The following is a 24,770-nucleotide window of genomic DNA, read 5'->3' on the forward strand; positions in this document are numbered from 1 at the left end:
CTTTAGCCGTGCCTTTTTACGCCAAACTTCACAGACTCAAAACCTCATGAATTCAGAAATCCGCGACAACGTGCTGTATCTGAGCGGCGACATTACCGTCAAAACCGTGACCGATTCAGCCTACCGCCAATTCGAACAGCAATGCCGTCTGAAAGAAACCGACGCGCTGGATTTAAGCCATGTCAGCTATGCCGATTCCGCCTGTGTGTCGCTGCTGCTGACCGCATTGCGTTTAAAAAACAAAGCCGTCCAATTGCGCCACATTCCCGAATCGGTGCGTGCGCTGACTGATTTGTACGAAATTAAAGACTGGGTGACCCCATGAGAAAAACTGCTGCTTCCCTGCTGCTCATCAGCTTATTCGCTGCCCAACCGGCCTTTGCCGAACGTAATCCGGCCGACCCTTACGAGCCCTACAACCGCGCCGTATCCAAGTTTAACGATAAAGCCGACCAATATGTCATGTCGCCTGTTGCCCGCGGCTACCGTAAAGTCACGCCGCAGCCCGTGCGCACCGGCGTGAGCAACTTCTTCAACAACCTGCGCGACGTGGTCAGCTTCGGCAGCAACGTGTTGCGTCTCGACATCAAACGCGCCAGTGAAGACTTGGTGCGCGTCGGTTTGAACTCCACCTTCGGTTTGGGCGGTTTGATTGACGTAGCAGGCGCAGGCGGCGTACCCAACAACAAAAATTCCTTGGGCGACACCATGGCTTCATGGGGCTGGAAAAACAGCAATTACTTTGTAGTGCCGCTGCTAGGGCCTTCTACCGTGCGCGATACCTTAGGTACTGCTGTGACCGTGGCTTATCCGGTGAAGAATGCCGTGTTTGAAACCAGCGCCGGCCGCTGGGGCACCACCGCACTCAACGCCATCAACACCCGCGAAAGCCTGCTCGATTTGACCGACAGCTTGGAAGGTGCCGCCATCGACAAATACAGCTACACCCGCGATTTGTACATGCGCATGCGCAATCAGCAGACCGGCGGCCAAACCGTGCAGAGTGCCGATGAAGACATCGACATCGATGATTTGGTCGACAGCGGCAGCACCACGCAAAACATGCCTATCGAAGCGACCGAACCCGATACCGCCGCACCGGCAGACGACTGGGAAAAACTCCAGCCGGCCGGCAGCGGTATGATCCGCTTGGATTGATTCGCCTTAAAGCTCTCAGGCCGTCTGAAAACATACATTGCTTTCAGACGGCCTGAGCATTTTATAAAACCTCGGATTTAATGCCGTTCGAAATTGACCCATCACATAATGGAGAAATGCACCGGATGGGCGTTTTGTTAAGATTTCGGCCTTTTCATGACACCACCTTTGGGCTATTATTCCGTTACGGTCTAAACAAAAAGACCGGGTCATCCGCTCTACTCAACAAAAGGAACCCATCATGTACGAAGTCAACCGCAGCGTCTTTTTACTCGTGCCGCTCGATCCGTTTTGGAACTGGCTGCAATCCCTGCCCGGCAACCATTTGGCCGATTTGACTTTGGAAAATTTACAGGCCGATGCCAATGCCTATCTCGTTCGTCCGTGCGAAACTTCCGATGAAGTATGGGACGAAATCGAATCGCGCTTTGAGGACATTTTCGCAGCCGAACTGGCCGACTGGTGCGAAGACGAAAGCGAATGGCCGGATTTGCACGCCGATATTTTCAACGAATGGTTCGATATCCAGCTCTCCACCGTCATCACCGACTTGGAAGCCGGGCCATTGGCGCGTGAAGCGTTCCAACCCTTGAATTTGAATTAACCTTTGACAGGCCGTCTGAAAACACATTTCTGCATCGCCGTAAATTTTCAGACGGCCTCATAAACCCATGAACATCCGCGTCCGCAATTACCACATCGACAGCTACGGCCACGTCAACCACGCGCGCTATCTTGAGTTTCTCGAAGAAGCGCGCTGGACGTTTTTCGACCAACGCGGTTTATTATCGCTGCCGGACAACGTGCATTTGGTCGTCGCCCGCATCGACATCCGTTACCGCCGACCCGCTGTTGACGGCAACGAATTGCGCGTACACAGCCACATCAAAGAATTAACCGCACGCCACCTGCTGATGACGCAAACCATCGAGTTGGTGCACAGCGGCAAAAACGCTGTCGAAGCCGGCATCACGCTGATGCCCGTCGATGCCGCCAGCGGCCGCAGCATCCGCTTTCCCGACAACCTGTTAACCTCACTTGAATCATTGATCGCATGAAAAAACTGATTACCCTCGCCGCCGTAGCCATTGTCGGCGCATTGCTGGCCTTTATCCTGATTCCCGACAACAAATCCGCGCCGGCATTCAGCCTGACCGATTTGCAAGGCCAAACGGTCAACAACGCGAGCCTGCAAGACAAAGTAACCTTTATCAATTTCTGGTTCCCATCCTGCCCCGGCTGCGTGAGCGAAATGCCGAAAGTCATCAAAATGGCCAAGGATTATCAGGGCAAAGATTTCCAAGTATTGGGCATTGCCGAACCGATTGACCCGATTGAAAGCGTGCATCAATACGTCAAAGAATACGGCCTACCGTTTACCGTGATGTATGATGAAGGCGGCACCGTCGGCAAAGCCTTCAGCACGCAGGTGTACCCGACTTCCACGCTCATCAACAAAAAAGGCGAAATTCTGAAAACCTTCGTCGGCGAACCGGATTTCAACAAGCTTTACCAAGAAATCGACCAAGAATTGGCGAAATAAGTAATGATGAAAGGCTGTCTGAAACGGAGAAGTTTCAGACGGCCTTTTGCATCCATCAGCGATTAATCCAAGACCTTTGCAAAGCGCCAGATTTGCGTACAGTTCGAAGCGAGGTCAGACAAAAAGCGCAGGCATTACCTAGATAGACCGGCTTTCAAGCAGGGCATAACGAAGAAATGTGCCAAAGATGAAGAATTTGCCAAAACCATTAGGCTTTTTCTTCAAAACGCTTCGCCGCTTCGTCCCAGTTCACCACATTCCAAAACGCTTTGATGTAATCCGGACGGCGGTTTTGGTATTGCAGATAATAAGCGTGTTCCCACACGTCCAAACCGATAATCGGGTAGCCTTTGCAACCGGCCACTTCTTCTCCCATCAGCGGCGAATCCTGGTTGGCGGTTGACACCACTTTCAGGCGGCCGCCGTCCCACACCAGCCATGCCCAGCCGGAACCGAAGCGGCTGGCAGCCGCTTTTTCAAATTCGGCTTTGAATTCGTCTACCGAACCAAAATCGCGCTCGATGGTTTCTTTCAGACGGCCTTGCAAGGTCGTGCCGGTTTTCAGGTTTTTCCAAAAGAAAGAATGGTTGGCATGGCCGCCGGCATTGTTGCGCAACACGGTTTGCTTGTCGCTCGGCAATTCTTTCAGGCGGGCAATCAATTCTTCCGCCGGCAAAGCGGCAAACTCAGGCAGCGATTCCAACGCCGCATTGGCATTGTTGACATAAGCCTGATGGTGCTTGGTATGGTGAATGTTCATCGTCATTTCATCGAAATGCGGCTCCAAAGCATCGTAGGCGTAGCCCAGTTCGGGTAAAGTGTAAGCCATGTGCGTTCCTTTCTCTTTGCAGTTGTGTGCAGCCAATTAAATAATATTGATATTAATTTCCATTTAAAAAATATGCAAGCCCAACCGCACGCTGAAGATAAGCACACAAGCCCTTGACTTATCCTTTATAATAACTCTCAACCCATTATTTTTTTCAGACGGCCTGCTTTTTCAGCTTTCAAAACCGAACGATATCCCATAGGCCGTCTGAAACACCAAACAACTTTTAAAAATATTGAGAATCGAATGAAATTTATTGATGAAGCAAAAATCGAAGTTGTTGCCGGTAAAGGCGGCAACGGCGCGGCCAGTTTCCGCCGTGAAAAATTCGTGCCGCGCGGCGGACCCGATGGCGGCGACGGCGGCAAAGGCGGCAGCGTATGGGCTCAAGCCGATGAAAACTTAAACACCTTGGTCGAATACCGTTTCGTTAAGCGCTATCAAGCCAAAAACGGCGAAAAAGGCTACGGTGCCGACCGCTACGGCGCCGGTGCAGACGACATCACCCTGCACATGCCCGTCGGCACGCTGATTCGCGACATCGACACCGACGAAATCGTCGCCGACCTGACCCACCACGGCCAGCGCGTTTGTTTGGCACGCGGCGGCAAAGGCGGTTTGGGCAACATCCATTTCAAATCATCGGTCAACCGCGCACCGAAGCAAGCCACGCCCGGCGAAGAAGGCGAAGCGCGTTCGCTACAATTGGAATTGAAAGTCTTAGCCGATGCCGGTCTGCTCGGTATGCCGAATGCCGGCAAATCCACGCTGATTTCCGCCGTATCCGCTGCCCGCCCAAAAGTAGCCGATTACCCGTTCACCACCTTACACCCCAATTTGGGCGTGGTGCGCATGGACGAAAACAACAGCTTTGTCATGGCCGACATCCCCGGCCTGATTGAAGGCGCGGCAGAAGGTGCCGGCTTGGGTCACCGCTTCCTGAAGCATCTCTCGCGCACCGGCCTGTTGCTGCATGTGGTCGATTTGGCGCCGTTTGACGAAACCGTCAATCCCGCCGAAGAAGCCTTGGCCATCATCAACGAATTGCGCAAATACGACGAAGAACTCCACGCCAAACCGCGCTGGCTGGTGCTGAACAAATTCGACATGCTCGATGACGAAGAAGCCGAACGCCGCACCGCCAAATTCCTCGAACAAATCGGCTGGGATTACCCCGCACCCGATGACCGCTTCGAATTTGACATGTCCACCCCGCGCCTGTTTAAAATCAGCGCCCTGGCACACCAAGGCACACAAGACCTAGTGCGCCAAATCAGCATGTATTTGAACGAGAAAAAACGTTTGGACGCAGAAAAAGCCGCCGCAGAAAAAGCAGCGGCCGCGTTGGAAATTGCCGAGAATCAGCCGAAAACCGATACCAGTGTGTTTCAGGCGGAATAAGTCAAATGATGGAAAGTTTTCAGACGGCCTGCGGGATAGAAAGGCCGTCTGAAAACTCGAAAAACAATCAACTTGGAGTAAGCATCGTGTCTTCAAAAGAATATGTGAAATCATTGAAAGTAGAGAATTTTACTGTTTTACCGAACGAAAATTTTGAATTCTCAAAAAATCTTAATGTAATTGTTGCAGAAAATGGCTGTGGTAAAACACATCTGCTTAAGCTTATTTACAGCCTACTAGAAGTAACCTCTAATGAAAAAAACAGATTAATTAAAACTGATTTACAGAAAAGCTTTGCTAACAAATTGGTAAATGTCTTTCGACCAGATGGTTTAGGTCGCTTAACAAAGCGAGTGCAAGGTAGAGTTAAAGCCAATATCACACTGGAATTAAATCAATATACTCATAGCCTTCTGAATTTTTCTACCACCTCTACCACGGAGGTAAAATTAGAAAAAATAGGGCTAAAAGAGACCGAATATACAAATACAGCTATTTTCCACCCAGCAGAGAACTAATCACATTATGCCCTTGGTTCAATTCATTATATTTAAATAACAGCATTCCTTTTGAAGAAACTTGGTTTGATACATGTGTCCAGCTCAGTCTACCTTTAGCGAAAGGACCGCGCCTTAACAAAATTAAAACATTATTACAACCGATTGAAGCAGCTATGGGGGGGACCGTATATGAAGAGAATGGGCGCTTCTATTTGTCACTGACAAGTAAAACTGGAAAAATTGAAGCTCCTTTAGTTGCGGAAGGCCTGCGCAAATTTGTCATGATTGCTCGTCTCATTTCAACTGGTGCACTCTTAGATAAAGGCTATCTTTTTTGGGATGAACCTGAAGCAAACTTAAATCCAAAACTGATTAGAGTAGCAGCAGAAATTATCTTTGCTCTATCCAAACAAGGCATTCAGGTTTTTATTGCAACACATTCTTTATTTTTATTACGCGAACTTGAAATCCTCAAATCAAAAGAAAAAAATTTCTCAAGCCGTTATTTTTCACTTATTGCCACTGATAATGGAGTGAAATTAGAACAAGGGAATGATATGTATGACTTAGATACAATTGTTGCACTTGATGAAAGTTTAGCTCAATCTGACAGATATTTAGATATTTGAAGGATAACGTATGACAATTACTGAAGGCTCACTAAAATTCGAATTTCCTGAAAACTATCAGGCCTCCAAATACGATGAGTGGTCACATTATCGTAATCAATTTGAAAATAAATGCTCAAAGGGCAATAAGGCCATTGACTTTATTGCATATGAAAACGATCAAGTATTATGGCTCTGTGAAATTAAAGATTTTAGAGAAGGGGAACGCAATCCCAAAAAACCACCTTTAGAGGAAGAAATCGCCCAAAAAGTAAGAGATACTCTTGCAGGCATTGTTTCAGCTAAATTCCAAGCGAATAGTTCCGATGAAAAAAACTTTGCTGAAAAAGCCTTAAGATGCCAAAACATTCGTGTTGTCTTACACATAAAACAACCTAAGAGAACAAAACAAATATATGATCTGCCTGATTTACGAGATAAATTAAAGCAATTACTGAAAGCCATTGATCCTCGTGTTGCCATCACAACTATCTCAAAAAAGAATGATGTACCTTGGACGATTACAGAAAGTTCTTAATCCATGCTAACCATCTACAACACCCTAACCCGTCAAAAAGAACCTTTCGCCCCCATCAACCCTGAAAACGTGCGCATATACGTGTGCGGCATGACCGTGTATGACTACTGCCATCTCGGCCATGCGCGTGTGATGGTGGTGTTCGACATGATTGCGCGCTGGCTGCGCGAGCGTGATTATCCGCTCACTTATGTGCGCAACATCACCGATATTGACGACAAAATCATTGTGCGCGCGGCGGAAAACGGCGAGACCATCGGCGAGTTGACGGCGCGTTTTATTGAAGCGATGAACGAAGATGCGGCGGCTTTAGGCGTGCTGCGTCCGGATGTCGAGCCGAAAGCCACGGAAAATATTCCGCAGATGATTGCAATGATTGAGCGCTTGATTGCCAAAGGCAAGGCGTATGCGGCGGAGAATGGCGATGTGTATTACGCCGTGCGTGAGTTTGCCGCTTACGGCCAGCTTTCAGGAAAATCGCTGGATGATTTGCGCGCAGGCGAGCGCGTGGAAGTGGGCGGTTTCAAACGCTATCCTTTGGATTTTGTGCTGTGGAAAGCGGCTAAAGCGGGCGAACCGGCTTGGGAAAGCCCGTGGGGGCAAGGTCGTCCGGGTTGGCATATCGAATGCTCGGCGATGAGTGAAAATCTCTTTGGCGACACGTTCGACATTCACGGCGGCGGCGCGGATTTGCAATTCCCTCACCATGAAAACGAAATCGCCCAAAGCGTCGGTGCGCACGGCCATTCGTGCGGCCACAACCACGGCGGCAAAGCGATTGAAAGCCATGTGAAATATTGGTTACACAACGGCTTTATCCGTGTGGACGGCGAAAAAATGTCCAAATCGCTGGGCAATTTCTTTACCATCCGCGATGTGTTGAAAGCCTATGATGCCGAAGTGGTACGCTTTTTTATTTTGCGCGCGCATTACCGCAGCCCGCTGAATTATTCCGATGCGCATTTGGACGATGCCAAAGGCTCATTGACGCGTTTGTACACCGCGCTGAAAAATACCATGCCGTCTGAAAGCTTTAATGCGGACAACGATTATGTGCGCCGCTTCCAAGCCGCGATGGATGATGATTTCGACACCGTGCAGGCCATGGCGGTTTTGTTTGAGCTGGCAAATGAAGTCAACAAAACGCAAAACGCCGACCTCGCCGCCTGCCTGAAGCATTTAGGCGGCACCATCGGCCTGTTGCAACGCGACCCGACTGAGTTTTTACAAGGCGGCAGCGTTTCAGACGGCCTGTCTAACGGAGAAATCGAAGCACTGATTGAAGCCCGCAAACAGGCGCGCGCCGATAAGAACTGGGCAGAATCCGACCGTATCCGCGATGTGTTGGCCGCGGAAAACATTATTCTGGAAGACAAATCCGGTGTGACCACTTGGCGCCGTGGCTAAAACCTGACAAACCCTGATTCAACCGTTTGAGTAAAGGCTTCGTTTGATCTGATATTTTTCAGCCCAAACGAAGCCTTTTTGATTGCGTTTTGCAATCTCTCCCGCTGAAGTCATCAAAATATTAATATTTTGTGACCGTCGAATGGTCACTGACACTGATGCCTTTATGTCATCACGATAAATCAATTACAAACAACAACATAAAATTTGGTTCTATTTCTAATTAATACTTCTGCATAATGCAAAACCACACCGGCACAGCCATCATTAAAATCATCAATTTAACCTTAACGAAATTTAAAATATCTTGATTATTTGCTGAAATTCTGACACAAACTTTCTATTTCCCTTTGAATTATATGGGTTTAATCGCTTTAAAATTTTTAATCTATTCTTGACAAGACTTGATGATTCTTTTAATTTTGCAAAGATTGTCAACAAAGAAGCCACAGCAACATGATGTTGCCGAGCTTTTACTTCAATAGTCAATAGTAAGGAGAAACTACATGTTCCGCAAATCCACTACCGCTGCAATCAGCTTGGCCGCTTTGGCTGCATTAGCCTTGAGTGGCTGTAACAAAGACACTGCCGAAGCAGGCGAACCAAAAAAACCTGAATGTATTGCCCCTGCCAAACCGGGTGGCGGTTTTGACTTGACCTGCAAGCTGGCGCAAACCGGCTTGAAAGACACCGACCAGCTGAAAAAACCGATGCGCGTGACCTACATGCCGGGCGGTGTGGGCGCGGTGGCCTACAATAAAATCGTGGCCAACGATCCGGCCAACGGCGATGCGATTGTGGCCTTTTCGACCGGCTCACTGTTGAACTTGGCACAAGGCAAATTCGGCCAATACACCGAGAAAGACGTGCGCTGGTTGGCAGCAGTCGGCACCGACTACGGCATGGTGGCGGTAAATGCCGAATCGCCTTTGAAAAATTTGAACGATTTGGCTGAAGCACTGAAAAAAGATCCTAAATCCATCAGCTTCGGTGCGGGCGGCAGCGTGGGTGGTCAAGACTGGCTGCAAACCGCAATGATGGCCAAAGCGGCCGGCGTGAACCCGAAAGACATGACTTACGTAGCCTTGGAAGGCGGTGGTGAAGCGGTTACGGCGGTATTGGGCAACCACATCAATGTCGTGAGCGCCGGTATTGCCGAAATGGGGCCGCACATTGAATCAGGCAAAATCCGCGTGTTGGCCGTATTCTCGCCGAACCGTTTGGAAGGTAAGCTGAAAGACATTCCAACGGCGAAAGAACAAGGCTTCGATGTAGAGTGGCCGGTGATCCGCGGCTACTACATGGGCCCGAAAGTGTCTGACGAATCGTTCAACTGGTGGAAAAACCACTTCGATGCGATGTTGAAAGACCCGAAATTCGCCGACATCCGTGCCGGCCGCGATTTGTTGCCGTTTGAATTGACCGGCGAAGAATTGCAGCAATACGTGGTGAAAACCACCGACGAAATGCGCGCTTTATCTAAAGAGTTTGATTTGAACACCAAATAAAATAGTTCCACTGCGCTTTCAGACGGCCTGCTGGCTTTCATCAGGCCGTCTGAAAAGCATTTGCTTATTTTGCGGACCAAATCAATTCTGGGATAAATGTTCAGCATAAAGATAAGATTAGCCATTAAAAAGGCCGTCTGAAATTCTCGCTGAACCATAAAAATGAATCCTTCACGGAGATATGGAGATATTATGAATCTCGAACGCTGTTTTTCCGGTTTGCTGCTCGCGGCAGCCGTGTTCCTGCTGTATCTGGCATGGGGCTACACTGCGCCGATCAGCTATGATCCGTTGGGTCCGCGCCCTTATCCGGTGCTGATCCTGTCACTCCTGGCCGTATCCTGTCTGTTTTTAGTCATTCGCCGCAACAGCGAAGTCATCGACTTGGGCTACACCCCCAATATGCTGAAAAAGCTCGGCATTTGCTTGGCGGCTTTGTTGCTGTATGCCGTTTTGTTTGAATTGCTCAGCTTTCCGCTGGCTACCGCGCTGATGGCGTTTACCGTCGGCACATTATTCGGCGGCAGTTTCAAGGCTTGTGCGCTTTCAGGCATTGCGCTGGGGGTAGGCTTTTATCTGCTGTTTGACCGCCTGCTGGATGTTCCACTGCCGGTCGGCTTTTTCGGTTAAGGACGGAACATGGATACTTTAAACTTTTTAATGAGCGGTTTTGCCGTGGCTTTAGAGCCGCAAAACCTGATGCTGGCCTTCTTCGGCGCATCCCTGGGCACTATTGTCGGTATGCTGCCGGGTTTGGGGCCGATTAACGGCGTGGCGATTTTGCTGCCGTTTGCTTATGCACTCGGCCTGCCTCCCGAATCGGCTTTGATTTTGTTGGCAGCCGTTTATTTGGGCTGTGAATACGGCGGTCGTATTTCGGCCATTTTGATTAACGTGCCCGGGGATGCGGCGGCGATTATGTCCACGCTCGACGGCTATCCCTTGGCCAAACAGGGTAAGGCAGGCATTGCCTTGTCGCTCTCTGCCGTCAGCTCGTTTACCGGCAGCACCATCGCCACCACCGGCGTGGTCTTGTTTGCGCCGCTGCTGGCAAACTGGGCGGTTGCGTTCGGTCCTGCCGAATATTTCGTCCTGATGGTATTCGCTATTACCTGCCTTAGCGGCCTGGTCGGCGACCAACCGCTAAAAACCGCCATCGCCTCCTTAATCGGCTTAGGCTTGGCGACCGTAGGCGTGGATGCCGTAACCGGCGTGTACCGCTTCACGTTTGATTCAGTCAACCTTTCAGACGGCATTCAGTTCACCACCATCGTAATCGGTTTCTTCAGTGTGAGTGAAATCCTGATTATGCTCGAGCACACCGAGCGCGGCCAAAAAGCGTTGGAACAAGGCAAACGCGCCCTGTTTAACGCGAAAGAATTTCTGTTTGCTTTCGGCAGTATGGTGCGCAGCGGCGTGGTCGGTTTCGTGGTGGGTATTTTGCCGGGTGCGGGTGCCACCATTGCCAGCGCGATGACCTACACCAACGAGAAGAAACTTGCCGGCGCTTCAGGTAAATTCGGTGAAGGCGACTTGCGCGGTATCGCCGCGCCTGAAGCAGCCAACAATGCTTCTGCCTGCGGTTCGTTCATTCCGATGCTGACCTTGGGCGTACCCGGCTCCGGCACGACTGCCGTGATGATGGGCGCGTTGACCTTGTACAACATCACTCCCGGCCCGCAGTTGTTCAGCGAACAGCCTGATATCGTATGGGGCTTGATTGCGTCGTTGTTTATCGGTAACGTGATTTTGCTGTTACTCAATATTCCGTTGGTCGGCTTTTTTGCCAAGCTGTTGAACATCCCTAACTACATCCTGATTCCGGCCATCGCCACCGTGAGCTTTGTCGGCGTGTACGCGATTCACAGCACCACGTTCGACTTGGTATTGATGGTGGGCTTGGGCATATTGGGCTACTTCCTGCGCAAACTCAATTTCCCATTGTCTGCGCTGATTTTGGGCTATGTATTGGGCGAATTGATGGAATCGAGCCTGCGCCGCGCTTTGTCGATTTCACAAGGCGATTTGGGCGTGTTGTTCCATGGCCCGATTACCAAAGTATTGTGGGCGTTGGCCTTGTTGATGGTATTGCTTCCGGTTTTCCGCTGGCTGCGCCGCCGCAAACAAACTGTATAACGCATCACGACAGCCGCCTGAATCCAGCGCGGCTGTTTTCTTGGTATCATGAAAATATTCAGGCTGAGACTTTTGTAATATCTCAAGAACCACCAATAAAAACCCTAAAGGCCGTCTGAAAATTTTCAGACGGCCTATAAACCATAACGATTTTCCATGCAAAACATGAACCGTTTTCTTTCCTATCTGCCCGGTTTTGCCGCCGCGCTCACGGGTGCGCTGCTGGCTAACCTGCTCAACCTGCCGATTCCGTGGCTGCTCGGCTCATTGCTCGCTTGCGCTACTTTGTCTATCTGCGGGGCCAACATCCGTACCCTGCCTTCCGGCCGTAAAGTGGGCTTGTGCATCATCGGTATGTCGCTGGGGCTGTATTTTACGCCGCAGATGGTCGGGATGATCGGCACTAATGCGCTGTGGCTGGGCGCGGGCATGTTGTTCGCCTTGATCTTAAGCCTGTGCGGCACGCTGCTGCTATACCGTTTTGCCGGTATCGATTTCAAAACCGCGTGGTTTGCGGCCACAGTCGGCGGCGCAAGTGAAATGGCTAATTTGGCCGAACAGCACGGCGCGCGCGTGGATAAAGTAGTGGCCGCCCACTCGCTGCGTGTGTTGATGGTAGTGACCATTGTGCCGTTTTTTTACCGATTTATGGATTATCACGGCTTGGATAATTCGATTATCGATAAAGGTGGCGTGCATTACGGCGGATTGCTGCTGCTGATTGCCTGCTGTGCCGGCACAGGTTGGCTGTTTCAAAAACGCGGCTGGGCCAACCCGTGGACATTCGGCCCCTTGGCGGCTGCGGTGTTACTGACCGTATGCGGTGTGCATTTGTCGGCCATTCCGAAAGAATTGTCATGGGCAGGCCAACTCTTAATCGGCTGGTCACTCGGCACCAAATTCCGCTCTGATTTTTTCCGCGCCGCACCGAGATTATTATCGGTTACTGCCGTTTTGGTGTGCATGAGTTTACTGTTGACCGCGGGCGTTTCCCAACTGCTGGCAACGTGGTCGGATATTCCCCTACCCACTTTAGGGCTAGGACTTGCTCCGGGCGGTGTGGCAGAAATGACCATCACCGCCAAAGTGTTGCAACTGGGTGTGCCGCTGGTAACCGCGTTTCATGTGTTGCGCATGCTGGTGGTGGTCGGTTTGGCCGGTTGGCTGTATGGCGTGCTGGATCGGCGGTTTGGTATAGGGGCGCGCTAAAGACGTTTCATCAGCAGCCCATGTGAAATGCTAGACTTATTTAGCCCATGAGAAGCAATCAGTTAAATTAGATATTTATATTTTTAGAAAGAGCGTAAAACTGAAGCAATCATCATTTTTCCCGCGATAAGGAGAAGTACCATGCGACATGCTAAAACTCTTTTCGTCATGTGTTCGATGATTGTCAGCAATACTATTTTTGCCGCAGATTTAATCAAAACACTGCCCGACGATTTGACTTTGAGTCAGGCTCAAACTGTGATTCAAGCAGCAGTCAAAAAAGCACGTACGGCCCGATACTTCAACATGAGCGCCCGCGGCTTAGGTAATGCGGCACAACCCGGAAAAGAATTATACGGTATCGAAGTCACCAATAATGGTTTGGCCATTTTTGCCGGCGGCGTTTTACTGGTCAATTCAGCAGGTATCATTGCGGGTAGCGTCGGTGTAAGCGGTGGTTCAGTAGATGAAGACAAAACAGTAGCCAAAGCAGCGGCATCTGCGTTACCTAAAAAATAAGCAAACCAGTATATTGAATCCAATATGCACGTTGACCAAGATTAAGGAGAAACTGATGAAGACATTACTGACTGCCGTTTTATTGAGTATGACCGCTGCAGCCTATGCCGCACCTACGGATATTGTGGTGCCGATGTCGCTGCTGGACGCGCAAAACGGCGATAAAGTGGCAGGGGAAGTGCGCATCAGCCAAAGCAGATACGGTGCGGTATTCACCCCGAAAATCGAAGGTTTGACGCAAGGCATTTACGGTTTCCACGTACATGAAAATCCAAGCTGCGCAGCCAAAGAGAAAGACGGCAAACCGGTAGGAGGTTTGGCAGCCGACGGCCACTGGGATCCTAAGAAAACCGGCGCCCACAAAGGCCCTTGGGACGACAGCGGCCACTTGGGTGATTTGCCTGCGTTGGCAGTAGATGCCAATGGCCATATCCAACCGGTTGCCGCACCGCGCATTAAGAAAATCAACGCCCTCAAGGGCCGCTCGCTGATGATTCATGCCGGCGGCGACTACTACAGCGACCATCCTGCCGCACTGGGCGGCGGTGGCGCACGCAAATACTGCGGCGTGATTGCCAAGTAAGCTTGAAACATGATATGCGAAGCTGTGGCCGCCTGAAAATATTGGGCTCAGACGGCCTTTTGTTTAGCCCAATAAATTCTTCTTCACTACCGCAGGATTGCCGGCAGCCAAAGAGTACGGCGGCACGCTCTTGGTGACTACTGCGCCGGCACCGATAATCGAGCCTTTACCGATGGTTACGCCGCCCATAATAATGGCCCGGCGGCCAATCCATACATCGTCTTCAATCACAATCGGCTTGGTGTCGGTATAGCCGTAAAACTGTTTGGTTGCTTGATCAAATTTATGGCTGTTGGAATAAAACAGGCATTCCGGCCCCATCATCACATTGTTGCCGATGCTCAGGCCGTAGCAGATTTCGCAATCCACACCAATGCCCGAATGGTTACCGACCACCGTGTCTTTCAACACATAAGCGCCTTTTTCGATGTTGACATTGCTGCCCAAATGCGGCGAAATTTGACGGGCAAGTACCGCGCGGATTTTTTTGGCCAATTTGCCAAACGGCTTGCTGTACGATGCAGGCAGCCATTTGCCGAGTGTTCTCAACAATATCAAAAACAGCTTTGCTTTCATTGCATTTCCTCACACTAAATCATCAATCTGAATTCAATTTCAGTTAGACACACAATACCACACAAGTTTCGCCCGTGATTCGATAATATTTGCGCCGACCTGTTGCAAAACGCCCCAATGCCGCAATATCTGCTTGACGAAACAGCAAAAAAATAGCGATAATCGCACCCTTGTCTTGAAGCATAGGTAAAACCCCTATGCCCGCTTAATCGAAAGGAAACAATATGAAACAAGGTATCCACCCTAACTACCACGAAATCACCGTGACCTGCTCTTGCGGCAGCAAATTCGTGACCAAATCTGCGATGGAAAAAGACAACTTCAACATCGAGGTTTGCTCTTTGTGCCACCCATTCTACACCGGCCAACAAAAAATCGTTGACACCACCGGTCGCGTGGACAAATTCAACAACAAATTCGGCAACTTGTTCAAACGTTGATAGCCCGATGGAAAAAAGACTGCTTTGGCAGTCTTTTTTTGTGTTCAGACGGCCTTATTCCAATCAGAAGACCAGAAGGCCGTCTGAAAAAAATATGGTCGAAGAATATCATTGGCCGCTTTTGACCCAAGCATTCCCCGATTTGGCCGTAATTTGTTACACTAGCGCATCTTTTAGATTTTTGAAACCGCTGTATCATGTTGACTTACACGCCACCGGACTCCCGCAAACCTGCTAAAACCCACGAAAAACCTTGGCTTTTATTGCTGATGGTGTTCGCTTGGTTGTGGCCGGGCGTATTTTCGCATGATTTGTGGAACCCGGACGAATCGGGCTTATTCACCGCTACCGAGGCCCTGCTCAACGGCACCACTTCCCTGCTGGTGCCGCATGTATTCGAGCAACATAATTTCCATATTTCACCGGTTTACCTGTGGGTGGCCGGTGCTTTTCAAGCGCTGCTCTCGCCTTGGGCGGCAGATGCTTATGCGGCCACACGCTTTGCCAGCGTGTTTTTTACCGCGATCGGTTTGCTGTTGTGCGGTTTTGCCGGTTTCAATTTTTTAGGCCGCCACCATGGCCGCAGCGTGGTGCTGATTTTAATCGGCAGTATCGGTTTGTTGCCGATGGCGCATTTCATCAGCGACATGTCGGCGGTGTTTGCCGCACTGGGCATGGTATTGTGCGGTTTTTCGCTGGCATACAAGCGCGTGATTACCGGTGCGCTGCTGTTGGGTGGCGGCTGGGCGCTGCTGTCACTGACGACCGGGTTTTTATTGCCGTTAGCCTTGATTATGATGGCATTTGCCTTGGTGCTGCATCCGCAATGGCAGTTCAAACGCTATTATCTGACCCTAATCGGTGCCTTTGCATTTGCCCTGCCGCTGATGGTGGTGTATCCGCTGTTGCTGCTGTATTTGCAGCCGAAAATGTTTGAAATGTGGCGCAATGCTTATATGTTCGGCACTTACGGCGGACTGCTTGATTTTAAGACGGCCTTTAACCTACCCTATTATTTGAAAAACCTACTCTGGTTTGCCCTGCCTGCGTGGCCGTTGGCGGTGTGGGCATTCATTCGTACCAAGATGAACGCGCAAGGATGGGGCGGTTTGTGTTTGGCGTGGTTGATTTTAGCGACCGCGCTCCTCACCTTCAATCCGCAACGTTTTCAAGACCATTTGGTTTGGTTGCTGCCGCCGCTGGCTTTGCTCGGCGCAGCCCAACTCGACGGCTTGCGCCGCGGCGCAGCAGCGTTTATCAACTGGTTCGGCATCATGGCCTTCGGTTTGTTGGCCGCCTTTATGTGGGTCGGTTTTGCTGCCATGAATTACGGCTGGCCGGCAAAACTGGCCGAACGCGCAGCTTATTTCAGCCCGTATTACTTGCCGGAAATTAATCCGTTTCCCATGACTGTAGCGGTATTGTTCACACCCTTATGGCTGTGGGCGATTACCCGCAAGCATATCCGTGGCCGCCAAGCCGTGACCAACTGGGCGGCCGGTGTGACGTTAACCTGGGCATTGTTGATGACGCTGTGGCTGCCCTGGCTGGATGCTGCCAAGAGTTACGCGCCGGTGGTGAAGCAGATGGAATTGTCGCTTTATCCTGAATTGCGTCATCAATTTAGCGAAGGCCACGAATGCATCAGCGTGGATTCTCACGACCACCGCAGCCGCATCGCTTGGGCACAATACAGCGAATGGCATTTGCAACCCGATAATCCAAGCTGCCGCTACCGCTTGGTGCAGCAGCCGAAAGACACCGCCGCTCCGCAAGGCTGGACGAAACTCTGGCAGGGAGCGCGACCACGCAATAAAGTAGAAGGTTTTGCCTTATTGCGCCGAGAAAGCTAAAACCCATTTCAAAGCCGAAGCCTTTGCAAAACTTCAGATTTGAGTACAGTTCGAAGTCAAAGCAGCGCAGAAAGCGCAGACATATCACAAAGATAGGCAAGCCCTCGAACAGCGCCTAACGGAGAAATGTGCCAAAGATGAAGATTTTGCAAAGATTTCAGGCCGCCTGAAATTCAATTTCAGATGGCCTTTAACCCGACTGAAAAACAGCGTACAATCACACGTTTATTTTAAATTCCATTACTTTTTCAGACGGCCTCACACACAAAACCCCAAACACACACCTTCAATCAGGCCGTCTGAAACCTCAATACACTATATCCAACATGATTTACCCTAAAACCTACGACGTGATCGTGGTCGGCGGCGGCCATGCCGGTACCGAAGCCGCGCTGGCCGCCGCACGCATGGGCGCGCAAACGCTTTTGCTCACCCACAATATCGAAACCCTCGGCCAAATGTCGTGCAACCCTTCCATCGGCGGCATCGGAAAAGGCCATTTGGTGCGCGAAGTCGATGCGCTCGGCGGCGCGATGGCGCTGGCCACCGATATGAGCGGCATCCAGTTCCGCCGCCTGAACGCCAGCAAAGGCGCGGCGGTGCGCGCCACCCGCGCACAGGCCGACCGCATTCTTTATAAGGCCGCCATCCGCGAAATGCTGGAAAATCAGAAAAATCTCGAACTCTTCCAACAGGCGGTGGAAGACATCACGTTGGCAGGCGAGCACGTGTCGGGCGTGAAAACCGCCATGGGGGTGGAATTCAAAGCCCGCGCCGTGGTGCTGACCGCCGGCACGTTTCTGGCGGGCAAAATCCACATCGGTTTGGAAAACTACGCCGGCGGCCGTGCCGGCGACCCGGCCGCGCAAGGTTTGTCGGGCCGTCTGAAAGAATTGAATCTGCCGGTGTCGCGCCTGAAAACCGGCACGCCGCCGCGCATTGACGGCCGCACCATCAACTTTTCGCAGCTCACCGAACAACCCGGCGACACGCCCGTGCCGGTGATGTCCGTACGCGGCAATGCCGCCATGCACCCGCGCCAGGTTTCCTGCTGGATTACCCACACCAATCTGCACACGCACGAGATTATCCGCTCCGGTTTCGACCGCAGCCCGATGTTTACCGGCAAAATCGAAGGCGTGGGGCCGCGCTATTGCCCGTCGATCGAAGACAAAATCAACCGCTTCGCCGATAAAGACAGCCACCAGATTTTTCTCGAGCCGGAAGGCCTGACCACCCACGAATACTACCCCAACGGTATTTCCACCAGCCTGCCGTTCGATATTCAATTGGCGCTTGTGCGCTCGATGAAAGGCTTGGAAAACGCCCATATCCTGCGCCCCGGTTATGCCATCGAATACGACTATTTCGACCCGCGCAACCTCAAAGCCAGTTTGGAAACCAAAACCATCGCCGGCCTCTTTTTCGCCGGCCAAATCAACGGCACCACCGGCTACGAAGAAGCCGCCGCACAAGGCTTGCTGGCCGGTGCCAACGCCGTGCAATATGTGCGCGAACAAGAGCCGCTTCTGTTGCGCCGCGAGCAGGCTTATCTGGGCGTGTTGGTGGACGATTTGATTACCAAAGGCGTGAACGAACCCTACCGCATGTTTACCAGCCGCGCCGAATACCGCCTGCAATTGCGGGAGGACAACGCCGATATGCGCCTCACCGAAGAGGGCCGCAAAATCGGCTTGGTCGGCGAAGCGCAATGGCGTGCGTTCAACGAAAAACGTGAGGCCATTGAGCGCGAAATCCAGCGCCTGAAAACCACTTGGTACACCCCGCAGAAACTGCCGGAGGGCGAACAAGTGCGCGTGTTCGGCCAAAAACTGTCGCGCGAAGCCAACCTGCACGACTTGCTGCGCCGCCCCAATATCGGTTACGCCGCGCTGATGACGCTGGAGGGTGCGAGGCCGTCTGAAAACCTGGCCGATGAGGTAACCGAGCAAGTAGAAATCCAAGTGAAATACCAAGGCTATATCGACCGCCAAAACGACGAAATCGAAAGCCGCCGCGACATCGAAACGTTGAATCTGCCTGCCGACATTGATTATGGCAAGGTCAAGGGTTTGTCGGCGGAGGTGCAGCAGAAACTCAACCAGCACCGCCCCGAAACCGTCGGTCAGGCCAGCCGCATTTCCGGTGTAACGCCCGCTGCGGTGGCTTTACTGATGGTGCATCTGAAACGCGGGTTTAAAGACGCAAAATAGGCTTTACCGGGGATAAAGGCCGTCTGAAAACAAATGTTTGCTTTTTCAGACGGCCTTAGGCTTTATTGGATTTAAGTTCACAATCTCTGATTGACAATCGGTTTAAAAACAGAAATTGAAACGTAAGGAGCGTCAACCCACCTTATTCCGCCACAATAGAGCATGATGATGAAACAACAACCATCACGGTGCCCCACGGCTTAAACGAAGCCAGCCGCACGCTGGTTGGCCGTTTCGGCACGCACGACAAATCGGAAGCAACCGGCATCATCGGCCATTAAGTGTAAAGGCCGTCTGAATGGCTTGATAAGCGCACCCATCGGCCTAATAATATGGCTAACTTGATTTTTAACACCCCATAAGAGACCAACCATGAGCGAACAAGATTTTGATTTGGACAACTTAGACGATTTACTCGGCGATTTCGACGGCGTAGCGGTTGAAGGCGGCGTGGATGCGGAAAGCGAAGACGACAACTGCGTCGGCGGCGCGTGTAAAATTTAAGCAGTAAACATCACAGTCCGTCTGAAAAGGATTTTCAGACGGACTGTGATATTGCGAACAGATTTTATCCAGCCACTTCTTCAGACGGCCTATCTACCACTTTCTCCGCCGTCACCTGCGTATTTTGCAGACTCAAAATCTCCAAAGCGCCGCGGCCAATGCGGCGGGCATAGTTGATGTCGTTCAGCAGCGAAGACGTTTGCCAGCCGTTGAGTTCTTCATTCTTCAGCTTCACCATCACGCGGCCGCGGAAGGTTTCCAGCGTTTCGGTATGCACGTTTAATTGCTGCATCAAATCATTGCGTTCCGCTTCGGCTTCCATGCCGCCAATACGGCGGAACAAGCGCAAGGTTTTGAAAACATGGCGGCGAAGGCGCAGGTAATCTCGTTCGGCGGCCGAGCCTCCGCCCGTCAAATACCGTTGCATGTTTTTCTGTAAATGCTTGCTTTCTTTCACCATTTCAACCATCTGCCAAGTAGCAGCGAATGCACGGTTGAGTTGTTCTTGCTGCGTCTTTTCTTCTAAATCTATTTTGCCGGCAAAATCCAAAATCGCACTGTAAAGCGGCTTGATTTGCCGCTCGTAAACCTGTGTGGCATCGAGTTCGAGCGGGGCAGTCGGCGCGGGCAGCGTCTTGCCTTCATTGGAATCATCGCGGTAAAACGCCTCATTGGCACATAAATCGCGTGACACATGGCTTCGATACTGGCGCGCCCCAAATGATAAACTTCTTTTTCTATCGCCACCAAAGCGGTATCGTCGGCACGCAGCATGTTTTCGTGCAGATAGCGCGGCGCCAGTATGGCTTGATTTTCCGGCAGCAACACTTCTTCCGCTGCTTTATCCGGCAGCCAACGTTGCAACAGCGCCGCAAAACAGCCTTGCAATTTCCAGAATACGGCAACGCCGAGCAAGTTAAACAAGGTATGGAACATCGCCAATTGCAGCAGCGGACTCATGCCCCACCATTCGCCCGGCAGCAACACCAAACGCGTGAGCGGCCACCACAGCAGCAAACATAACGCCGCCGTCACCAAATTAAACACCACATGCGCCAAGGCCAGCCGCTGGCCGTTGCGGTCGCTGCCGAGCATGCCGACCAAAGCGGTGGTGGCACTGCTGCCGACGTTGGAACCGACTGCAATCGCAAATGCCTGCATCAGGCTGACTTGTCCGCCGGCCAACGCCGCCAATGTTAAAATCAGCGTGGCATGTGACGATTGCAACACAACCGTCAGCAACAAGCCGACCACAAAGAAAATCAGCGGCTCGACCATGCCGCCGATTTGGCTTTTATCGAAATCCATGTCCGCACCGAAGGCTTGGAAGCCTTCTTTAATCGCGTCCACCCCCAGAAAAATCAACGCAATGCCGACCAGCACACGGCCGATGGCTTTGGTTTTGCTGTTGAAAAAACCGATGACAATGCCGAACACCAGCATCGGAATCGCCGCCGGACTCAAGCTCACGCTTTGACCGGCCAAGGCCAACAGCCAAATACCGCTGGTCGAGCCCAAATTAGTGCCCAAAATAATTGCGATACCACCTGCCAGCTGAATCATGCCGGTGCTTAGAAAAGCAATCGTCAGCAGCGACACCAAGGTGCTCGATTGCAGCACAAAGGTCGCACCCATACCGAACAGCGCGCCTTTCAGTGGCGTGGCAGTGGATTTCTCCATCCATTTGGCCAACTTGCCGCCGGCGACATTGTGCAAACCTTCTTCAATGCACTGCATGCCCAGCAGAAACAAAGCCAAGCCGTAACAAAGCTGCATCCACGACGGGCTATAAAGAAAACTCGCCGCCAAGCCCGACACCAGCAAGACGGCCAAAACATATTGCGATGCTTTTTTCCTCATTCATTGACTCCGAATTATTGTTATTTTTCTGCAACATAATATTTTTACAAAAAGATGACAATCAACAAAGGCCGTCTGAAACGTTTCAGACGGCCTTTGAAAGCCCTTTATTTATTTGCGTTCAGACGGCATAAACCCTTGTTAAAACGAAGAACCCGGCCGGGTTAAAAATACTTTCTCCTCCGCCGTACTGTCCCGCCCCAACATCTCATTTCGGTGCGGATAGCGGCCGAAGCGGTCGATAATCGCTTTGTGCTGCCGTTCAAAATCCAAGGTCACGGCATCGGCGTAGCGTTCGAACAGCGGCAAGGCCTGCTTATGCACCGCTTGGCTTTCGCTGTGCATAAAAGGCATCAGCATGAAATTGCGCTCGGCTTGATCCAAATCTGCAAAACCAGCGTGTTGCACCGCTTCTTGCGCCAAGACTAAAGCCATATTGTCTTGGGCAAACGCATTCGCACGGTCGCGCCACACATTACGCGAAAACTGATCCAACACGATGATTTCGGCCAAACGCCCGCGCAAAGTGTCGCGCCAAGCAGATAATTCGCCACGTGCGGCCTGCTGCCATACGCCCATAAATCGGCGGCGGATTTCGGCATCAAAATCATCGCTTTTGGCAAACCAGCAGGCTTTGTTTGCCTGATCAAACCAAAAATCCAAAACAGCTTGCGCATTCATTATTTTTTCCTTTTTCAGACGGCCTTTGAATATCTTAATCGAGTAAAACGTAAGTTTTGCATATTTCGTGTGTAATCTAACAAACAGCAGGCCTAAATACGGCCTGACATTATCCATTTACCTTTAGGACGCTTAACATGATGACGCAAACTGTCAAACGCTTCGTCGGCATGGGTGTAATCGGCATCACTGCCGCCGTCGGACTGGGCGGCTGCGTGGTTTCAGACGACCCCGCCGTGAATGCCATTGCCACCACCGCCACCGCCGGCACTGTCGCTTCTTTACTGTATTACAGTCTGGATGACGGCTACTATTACGACAACCACTACAACCGTATGCCGCGCTCGTATCGTCCGGCCTACAATACCCATGTGCGCCGCATCGACAGCATGAGTGACTACCGTCGCCGTTATCCGCTTGAAACACGTATGCATCAGCAAAACCGTGTGTTATCCGACCGCGTTTACCGCCAACGTGAGCAAAACCGCATACTGGAAAACCGCTTGGAACAACAACGCATACAAAACCGCCACATGCAACAGCGTGTAAAGATTCGCGCAACCGCAGCATTTTGATGCGTGAGCGCATGGAACAACAGCGCCGCAACCATCAAGTGCGTGAAAACATCCATCAGCAGCGCATTTACCGCAGCAACGAATCGCGTTTGCTCAATCGACAATCCAATACGCAAAACCGCCAGATGCCGGTGCGCTCGCCGCGCTCCAACAGTCTGCGCGCACCATGGGAACAATACGGCTCGTAATTCAAGCGCTTATTCCCTCACAGGCGAAAGGCAGCGCCGATACCTTCATGTATCCACGCCTGCTTTTCGCCTGTTTTTTTGTGCCGAATATGTTCAGACGGCCTCATTTTCCGTTACCATACCACCTAGGCGGATAATCCGCCATGACTAACTTGGAAACCGCCATGAACCACACCCAGCAACTGCAAAACGGCCTCGCCGAAATGGGCTTGAGCCTGACTGAAGACCAACAAAACAAGCTCATCCAATACGTCGAACTGCTTAAAAAATGGAACAAAACCTACAACCTCACCGCGCTGCGCGATGAATCGCTGATGATCAGCCACCACCTGCTCGACAGCTTAACCCTGCTGCCTTATATCGAAGGGGCACAAACCATGCTCGATGTCGGTTCCGGCGGCGGCCAGCCCGGCATCCCGACTGCGATTTGCCGCCCCGACTTGAAGATTACCCTGCTTGATGCCAACACCAAAAAAACCTCGTTTTTGCAGCAAGCCGTGATTGAACTGGGCTTGGACAACGTGCGCGTGATCAGCGGCCGCGTTGAGGCCGTGCAGGATTTTCAAGCCGATGTGATTACCAGCCGCGCCTTTGCCGAGCTGGCTGATTTCGTCAACTGGACGGCGCAGCTGCTGAAAGACGGCGGCTACTGGGCGGCTATGAAAGGCGTGTTCCCGCAAGAAGAAATCGACCGCCTGCCGGATTTTGCGACCGTGGACAAAGTGGAAGAAATACATGTGCCGCAACTGAATGCCGAGCGGCATATGGTGATTATGCGCAAGAAATAATACCGTATAAAGGCCGTCTGAAAATCTGTCGTTTTCAGACGGCCTTGTTATACCCATTTGACGCAAATAACGGTACAATTCCAGCCATCATACTCTTATTATCGACAAAGCACATGAGCGCAAAAATCATCGCCATCGCCAACCAAAAAGGCGGCGTCGGCAAAACCACCACCACCGTCAATCTGGCGGCTTCCTTGGCCAACCGCGGCCAACGCGTATTGGTCATCGACCTCGATCCACAAGGCAACGCCACGACCGGCAGCGGCATCGACAAAGCCAGCTTGGAACAAGGCGTATATCAAGTGGTGTTGGGCGATGCCGATATTCAGACGGCCGTGGTGAAAAGCGAGAGCGGCGGCTATGACGTATTGGGTGCCAACCGCACCTTAGCCGGTGCCGAAATCGAACTGGTGCAGGAAATCGGCCGCGAACTGCGCCTGAAAAACGCCCTGCAAGTGGTGGAAAACGATTATGATTTCGTGCTGATTGATTGTCCGCCATCACTCACCCTGCTCACGCTCAACGGTTTGGTGGCGGCCAACGGCGTGATTGTACCGATGTTGTGCGAATACTACGCGCTGGAAGGCATTTCAGATTTGATTGCCACCGTGCGTAAAATCCGCCAAGCCATCAATCCGCAGCTCGACATCACCGGCATCGTGCGCACCATGTACGACGGCCGCAGCCGCCTGGTGATGGAAGTGAGCGAGCAATTGCAGCAACATTTCGGCGATTTGATGTTCGATACCACTATTCCGCGCAATATTCGCTTGGCAGAAGCGCCGAGCCACGGCATGCCGGCACTGGCTTACGATGCCGCCACTAAAGGCGCACAGGCATATTTGGCGCTGGCTGACGAGCTGCTGGCGCGTCTGAAAGCATGATTGCTTGTCTACAAATTTAATATATTTAAATTTTATAGCGGATTAACTTAACTTTCGCTACGGCGTTGCTGCGCCTTGCCGTACTATTTGTACCGTCTTCGATTTGCTGCCTCGTATCGGAGTAATTAAATCCGCTATAAATCAAGAATTAAGGCCGTCTGAAAAACAACGCTTTCAGACGGCCTGAGATGTAGGAAATTGTCGGGTTGTTTACACTTTTTATGCAAAACAGCTTTTATTTTCTGCCTAAATGATTGTTTTAGGATTGT

30 protein-coding genes are annotated in these 24,770 nt (G+C 51.3%); 24 read left to right on the forward strand and 6 right to left on the reverse strand.

Annotation, left to right across the window (positions count from 1 at the left end; genetic code table 11):
- The first annotated feature begins 46 nt into the window (after positions 1-46).
- The 5 genes from ACFPVS_RS09525 (at position 47) to ACFPVS_RS09545 (ending at position 2,701) form a co-directional block, all read left to right on the forward strand.
- Entirely contained in the window at positions 47-325 is a 279-nt protein-coding gene (locus tag ACFPVS_RS09525; RefSeq protein ID WP_096294539.1) for an STAS domain-containing protein, read from the forward strand.
- Positions 322-1,158, forward strand: coding sequence for an MlaA family lipoprotein (locus tag ACFPVS_RS09530; RefSeq protein ID WP_123804211.1), 837 nt, complete (start codon positions 322-324; stop codon positions 1,156-1,158). Before ACFPVS_RS09525 ends, ACFPVS_RS09530 begins: the two co-directional genes overlap by 4 nt.
- Before the next feature lie 241 nt (positions 1,159-1,399).
- Positions 1,400-1,762, forward strand: coding sequence for a VacJ (locus ACFPVS_RS09535; protein ID WP_096294538.1), 363 nt, complete (start codon positions 1,400-1,402; stop codon positions 1,760-1,762).
- A gap of 67 nt (positions 1,763-1,829) precedes the next feature.
- Complete coding sequence (locus ACFPVS_RS09540) at positions 1,830-2,216, forward strand: acyl-CoA thioesterase (protein WP_096294537.1); 387 nt, start codon at positions 1,830-1,832, stop codon at positions 2,214-2,216.
- Positions 2,213-2,701, forward strand: coding sequence for a peroxiredoxin family protein (locus ACFPVS_RS09545; RefSeq protein WP_096294536.1), 489 nt, complete (start codon positions 2,213-2,215; stop codon positions 2,699-2,701). Before ACFPVS_RS09540 ends, ACFPVS_RS09545 begins: the two co-directional genes overlap by 4 nt.
- Positions 2,702-2,909: 208 nt before the next feature.
- On the opposite strand, the gene sodA is transcribed toward ACFPVS_RS09545, so the two are convergent.
- Positions 2,910-3,530 (reverse strand): superoxide dismutase [Mn], encoded by a 621-nt coding sequence (gene sodA, locus ACFPVS_RS09550; RefSeq protein ID WP_096294535.1) that lies wholly within the window; start codon positions 3,528-3,530, stop codon positions 2,910-2,912.
- 246 nt (positions 3,531-3,776) lie between these two features.
- On the opposite strand from sodA, the gene obgE reads away from it, so the two are divergent.
- The 11 genes from obgE (at position 3,777) to ACFPVS_RS09605 (ending at position 13,939) form a co-directional block, all read left to right on the forward strand.
- Positions 3,777-4,931 (forward strand): GTPase ObgE, encoded by a 1,155-nt coding sequence (gene obgE / locus ACFPVS_RS09555; RefSeq protein WP_378595714.1) that lies wholly within the window; start codon positions 3,777-3,779, stop codon positions 4,929-4,931.
- 5 nt (positions 4,932-4,936) lie between these two features.
- Positions 4,937-5,449, forward strand: coding sequence for an AAA family ATPase (locus ACFPVS_RS09560; protein ID WP_232507476.1), 513 nt, complete (start codon positions 4,937-4,939; stop codon positions 5,447-5,449).
- Between the two features lie 155 nt (positions 5,450-5,604).
- The gene (locus ACFPVS_RS09565; RefSeq protein ID WP_232507475.1) at positions 5,605-6,060 is read left to right on the forward strand and encodes an AAA family ATPase; all 456 of its coding nucleotides are present in this window, start codon (positions 5,605-5,607) and stop codon (positions 6,058-6,060) included.
- A 10-nt stretch (positions 6,061-6,070) separates the two neighbouring features.
- A complete protein-coding gene (locus tag ACFPVS_RS09570; RefSeq protein ID WP_378595715.1) occupies positions 6,071-6,577 on the forward strand; it encodes a cysteine--tRNA ligase in 507 nt (168 codons plus the stop codon).
- A gap of 3 nt (positions 6,578-6,580) precedes the next feature.
- Positions 6,581-7,984, forward strand: coding sequence for a cysteine--tRNA ligase (gene cysS / locus ACFPVS_RS09575; RefSeq protein WP_123804207.1), 1,404 nt, complete (start codon positions 6,581-6,583; stop codon positions 7,982-7,984).
- Positions 7,985-8,490: 506 nt separating this feature from the next.
- Complete coding sequence (locus tag ACFPVS_RS09580; protein ID WP_096294534.1) at positions 8,491-9,492, forward strand: tripartite tricarboxylate transporter substrate binding protein; 1,002 nt, start codon at positions 8,491-8,493, stop codon at positions 9,490-9,492.
- 192 nt (positions 9,493-9,684) lie between these two features.
- On the forward strand, positions 9,685-10,122 hold the full coding sequence (locus ACFPVS_RS09585; protein WP_096294533.1) for a tripartite tricarboxylate transporter TctB family protein: 438 nt from the start codon (positions 9,685-9,687) through the stop codon (positions 10,120-10,122).
- 9 nt (positions 10,123-10,131) lie between these two features.
- Complete coding sequence (locus ACFPVS_RS09590; RefSeq protein WP_378595716.1) at positions 10,132-11,628, forward strand: tripartite tricarboxylate transporter permease; 1,497 nt, start codon at positions 10,132-10,134, stop codon at positions 11,626-11,628.
- Between the two features lie 156 nt (positions 11,629-11,784).
- Complete coding sequence (locus ACFPVS_RS09595) at positions 11,785-12,837, forward strand: AbrB family transcriptional regulator (protein ID WP_232507473.1); 1,053 nt, start codon at positions 11,785-11,787, stop codon at positions 12,835-12,837.
- A 141-nt stretch (positions 12,838-12,978) separates the two neighbouring features.
- A complete protein-coding gene (locus ACFPVS_RS09600; protein WP_096294532.1) occupies positions 12,979-13,356 on the forward strand; it encodes a heme-binding protein in 378 nt (125 codons plus the stop codon).
- A gap of 55 nt (positions 13,357-13,411) precedes the next feature.
- Positions 13,412-13,939, forward strand: a complete 528-nt coding sequence (locus tag ACFPVS_RS09605) for a superoxide dismutase family protein (RefSeq protein WP_096294531.1) — start codon at positions 13,412-13,414, stop codon at positions 13,937-13,939.
- Between the two features lie 63 nt (positions 13,940-14,002).
- Here the strand turns inward: ACFPVS_RS09605 and ACFPVS_RS09610 are convergent, their stop codons facing one another.
- Together ACFPVS_RS09610 and ACFPVS_RS09615 are read right to left on the reverse strand one after the other, a co-directional pair.
- Positions 14,003-14,515: an acyltransferase gene (locus ACFPVS_RS09610; RefSeq protein ID WP_096294530.1), complete on the reverse strand. Its 513-nt coding sequence runs from the start codon at positions 14,513-14,515 to the stop codon at positions 14,003-14,005.
- A 43-nt stretch (positions 14,516-14,558) separates the two neighbouring features.
- Complete coding sequence (locus tag ACFPVS_RS09615; protein WP_157742679.1) at positions 14,559-14,699, reverse strand: hypothetical protein; 141 nt, start codon at positions 14,697-14,699, stop codon at positions 14,559-14,561.
- Positions 14,700-14,739: 40 nt separating this feature from the next.
- Between ACFPVS_RS09615 and rpmE the strand changes: the two genes are divergently transcribed.
- The 4 genes from rpmE (at position 14,740) to ACFPVS_RS09635 (ending at position 19,525) form a co-directional block, all read left to right on the forward strand.
- Positions 14,740-14,955 (forward strand): 50S ribosomal protein L31, encoded by a 216-nt coding sequence (gene rpmE, locus ACFPVS_RS09620; RefSeq protein WP_096294529.1) that lies wholly within the window; start codon positions 14,740-14,742, stop codon positions 14,953-14,955.
- Between the two features lie 197 nt (positions 14,956-15,152).
- Complete coding sequence (locus tag ACFPVS_RS09625) at positions 15,153-16,808, forward strand: hypothetical protein (RefSeq protein WP_096294528.1); 1,656 nt, start codon at positions 15,153-15,155, stop codon at positions 16,806-16,808.
- Between the two features lie 326 nt (positions 16,809-17,134).
- Positions 17,135-19,021 (forward strand): tRNA uridine-5-carboxymethylaminomethyl(34) synthesis enzyme MnmG, encoded by a 1,887-nt coding sequence (mnmG, locus tag ACFPVS_RS09630; RefSeq protein WP_096294527.1) that lies wholly within the window; start codon positions 17,135-17,137, stop codon positions 19,019-19,021.
- Positions 19,022-19,393: 372 nt separating this feature from the next.
- On the forward strand, positions 19,394-19,525 hold the full coding sequence (locus ACFPVS_RS09635) for a hypothetical protein (RefSeq protein WP_255408361.1): 132 nt from the start codon (positions 19,394-19,396) through the stop codon (positions 19,523-19,525).
- Positions 19,526-19,589: 64 nt separating this feature from the next.
- Here ACFPVS_RS09635 and ACFPVS_RS09640 read toward each other — a convergent pair whose 3' ends face one another.
- The 3 genes from ACFPVS_RS09640 to ACFPVS_RS09650 all read right to left on the reverse strand — a co-directional run bounded on the left by ACFPVS_RS09640 (position 19,590) and on the right by ACFPVS_RS09650 (position 22,066).
- Positions 19,590-20,075 (reverse strand): hypothetical protein, encoded by a 486-nt coding sequence (locus ACFPVS_RS09640; RefSeq protein ID WP_232507472.1) that lies wholly within the window; start codon positions 20,073-20,075, stop codon positions 19,590-19,592.
- Positions 20,054-21,385 carry a Na/Pi cotransporter family protein gene (locus ACFPVS_RS09645; protein WP_232507471.1) on the reverse strand — a complete coding sequence of 444 codons (1,332 nt, stop codon included), beginning with the start codon at positions 21,383-21,385 and terminating at the stop codon, positions 20,054-20,056. The genes ACFPVS_RS09640 and ACFPVS_RS09645 overlap by 22 nt, the downstream gene beginning before the upstream one ends.
- Before the next feature lie 141 nt (positions 21,386-21,526).
- Positions 21,527-22,066, reverse strand: a complete 540-nt coding sequence (locus ACFPVS_RS09650) for a DUF924 family protein (RefSeq protein ID WP_096294526.1) — start codon at positions 22,064-22,066, stop codon at positions 21,527-21,529.
- A 137-nt stretch (positions 22,067-22,203) separates the two neighbouring features.
- Between ACFPVS_RS09650 and ACFPVS_RS09655 the strand changes: the two genes are divergently transcribed.
- From ACFPVS_RS09655 to ACFPVS_RS09670, 4 genes are all read left to right on the forward strand, one after another.
- Positions 22,204-22,641 (forward strand): hypothetical protein, encoded by a 438-nt coding sequence (locus ACFPVS_RS09655; RefSeq protein ID WP_096294525.1) that lies wholly within the window; start codon positions 22,204-22,206, stop codon positions 22,639-22,641.
- Between the two features lie 11 nt (positions 22,642-22,652).
- A complete protein-coding gene (locus ACFPVS_RS09660) occupies positions 22,653-22,829 on the forward strand; it encodes a hypothetical protein (RefSeq protein WP_157742678.1) in 177 nt (58 codons plus the stop codon).
- Between the two features lie 164 nt (positions 22,830-22,993).
- A complete protein-coding gene (gene rsmG, locus ACFPVS_RS09665) occupies positions 22,994-23,617 on the forward strand; it encodes a 16S rRNA (guanine(527)-N(7))-methyltransferase RsmG (RefSeq protein ID WP_096296056.1) in 624 nt (207 codons plus the stop codon).
- 113 nt (positions 23,618-23,730) lie between these two features.
- Entirely contained in the window at positions 23,731-24,501 is a 771-nt protein-coding gene (locus ACFPVS_RS09670) for a ParA family protein (RefSeq protein WP_096294523.1), read from the forward strand.
- Positions 24,502-24,770: the final 269 nt, after the last annotated feature.

The sequence above is a fragment of the Neisseria weixii genome, assembly GCF_042658245.1.
In the GTDB taxonomy this organism is placed as follows: Bacteria; Pseudomonadota; Gammaproteobacteria; order Burkholderiales; family Neisseriaceae; genus Neisseria; species Neisseria weixii.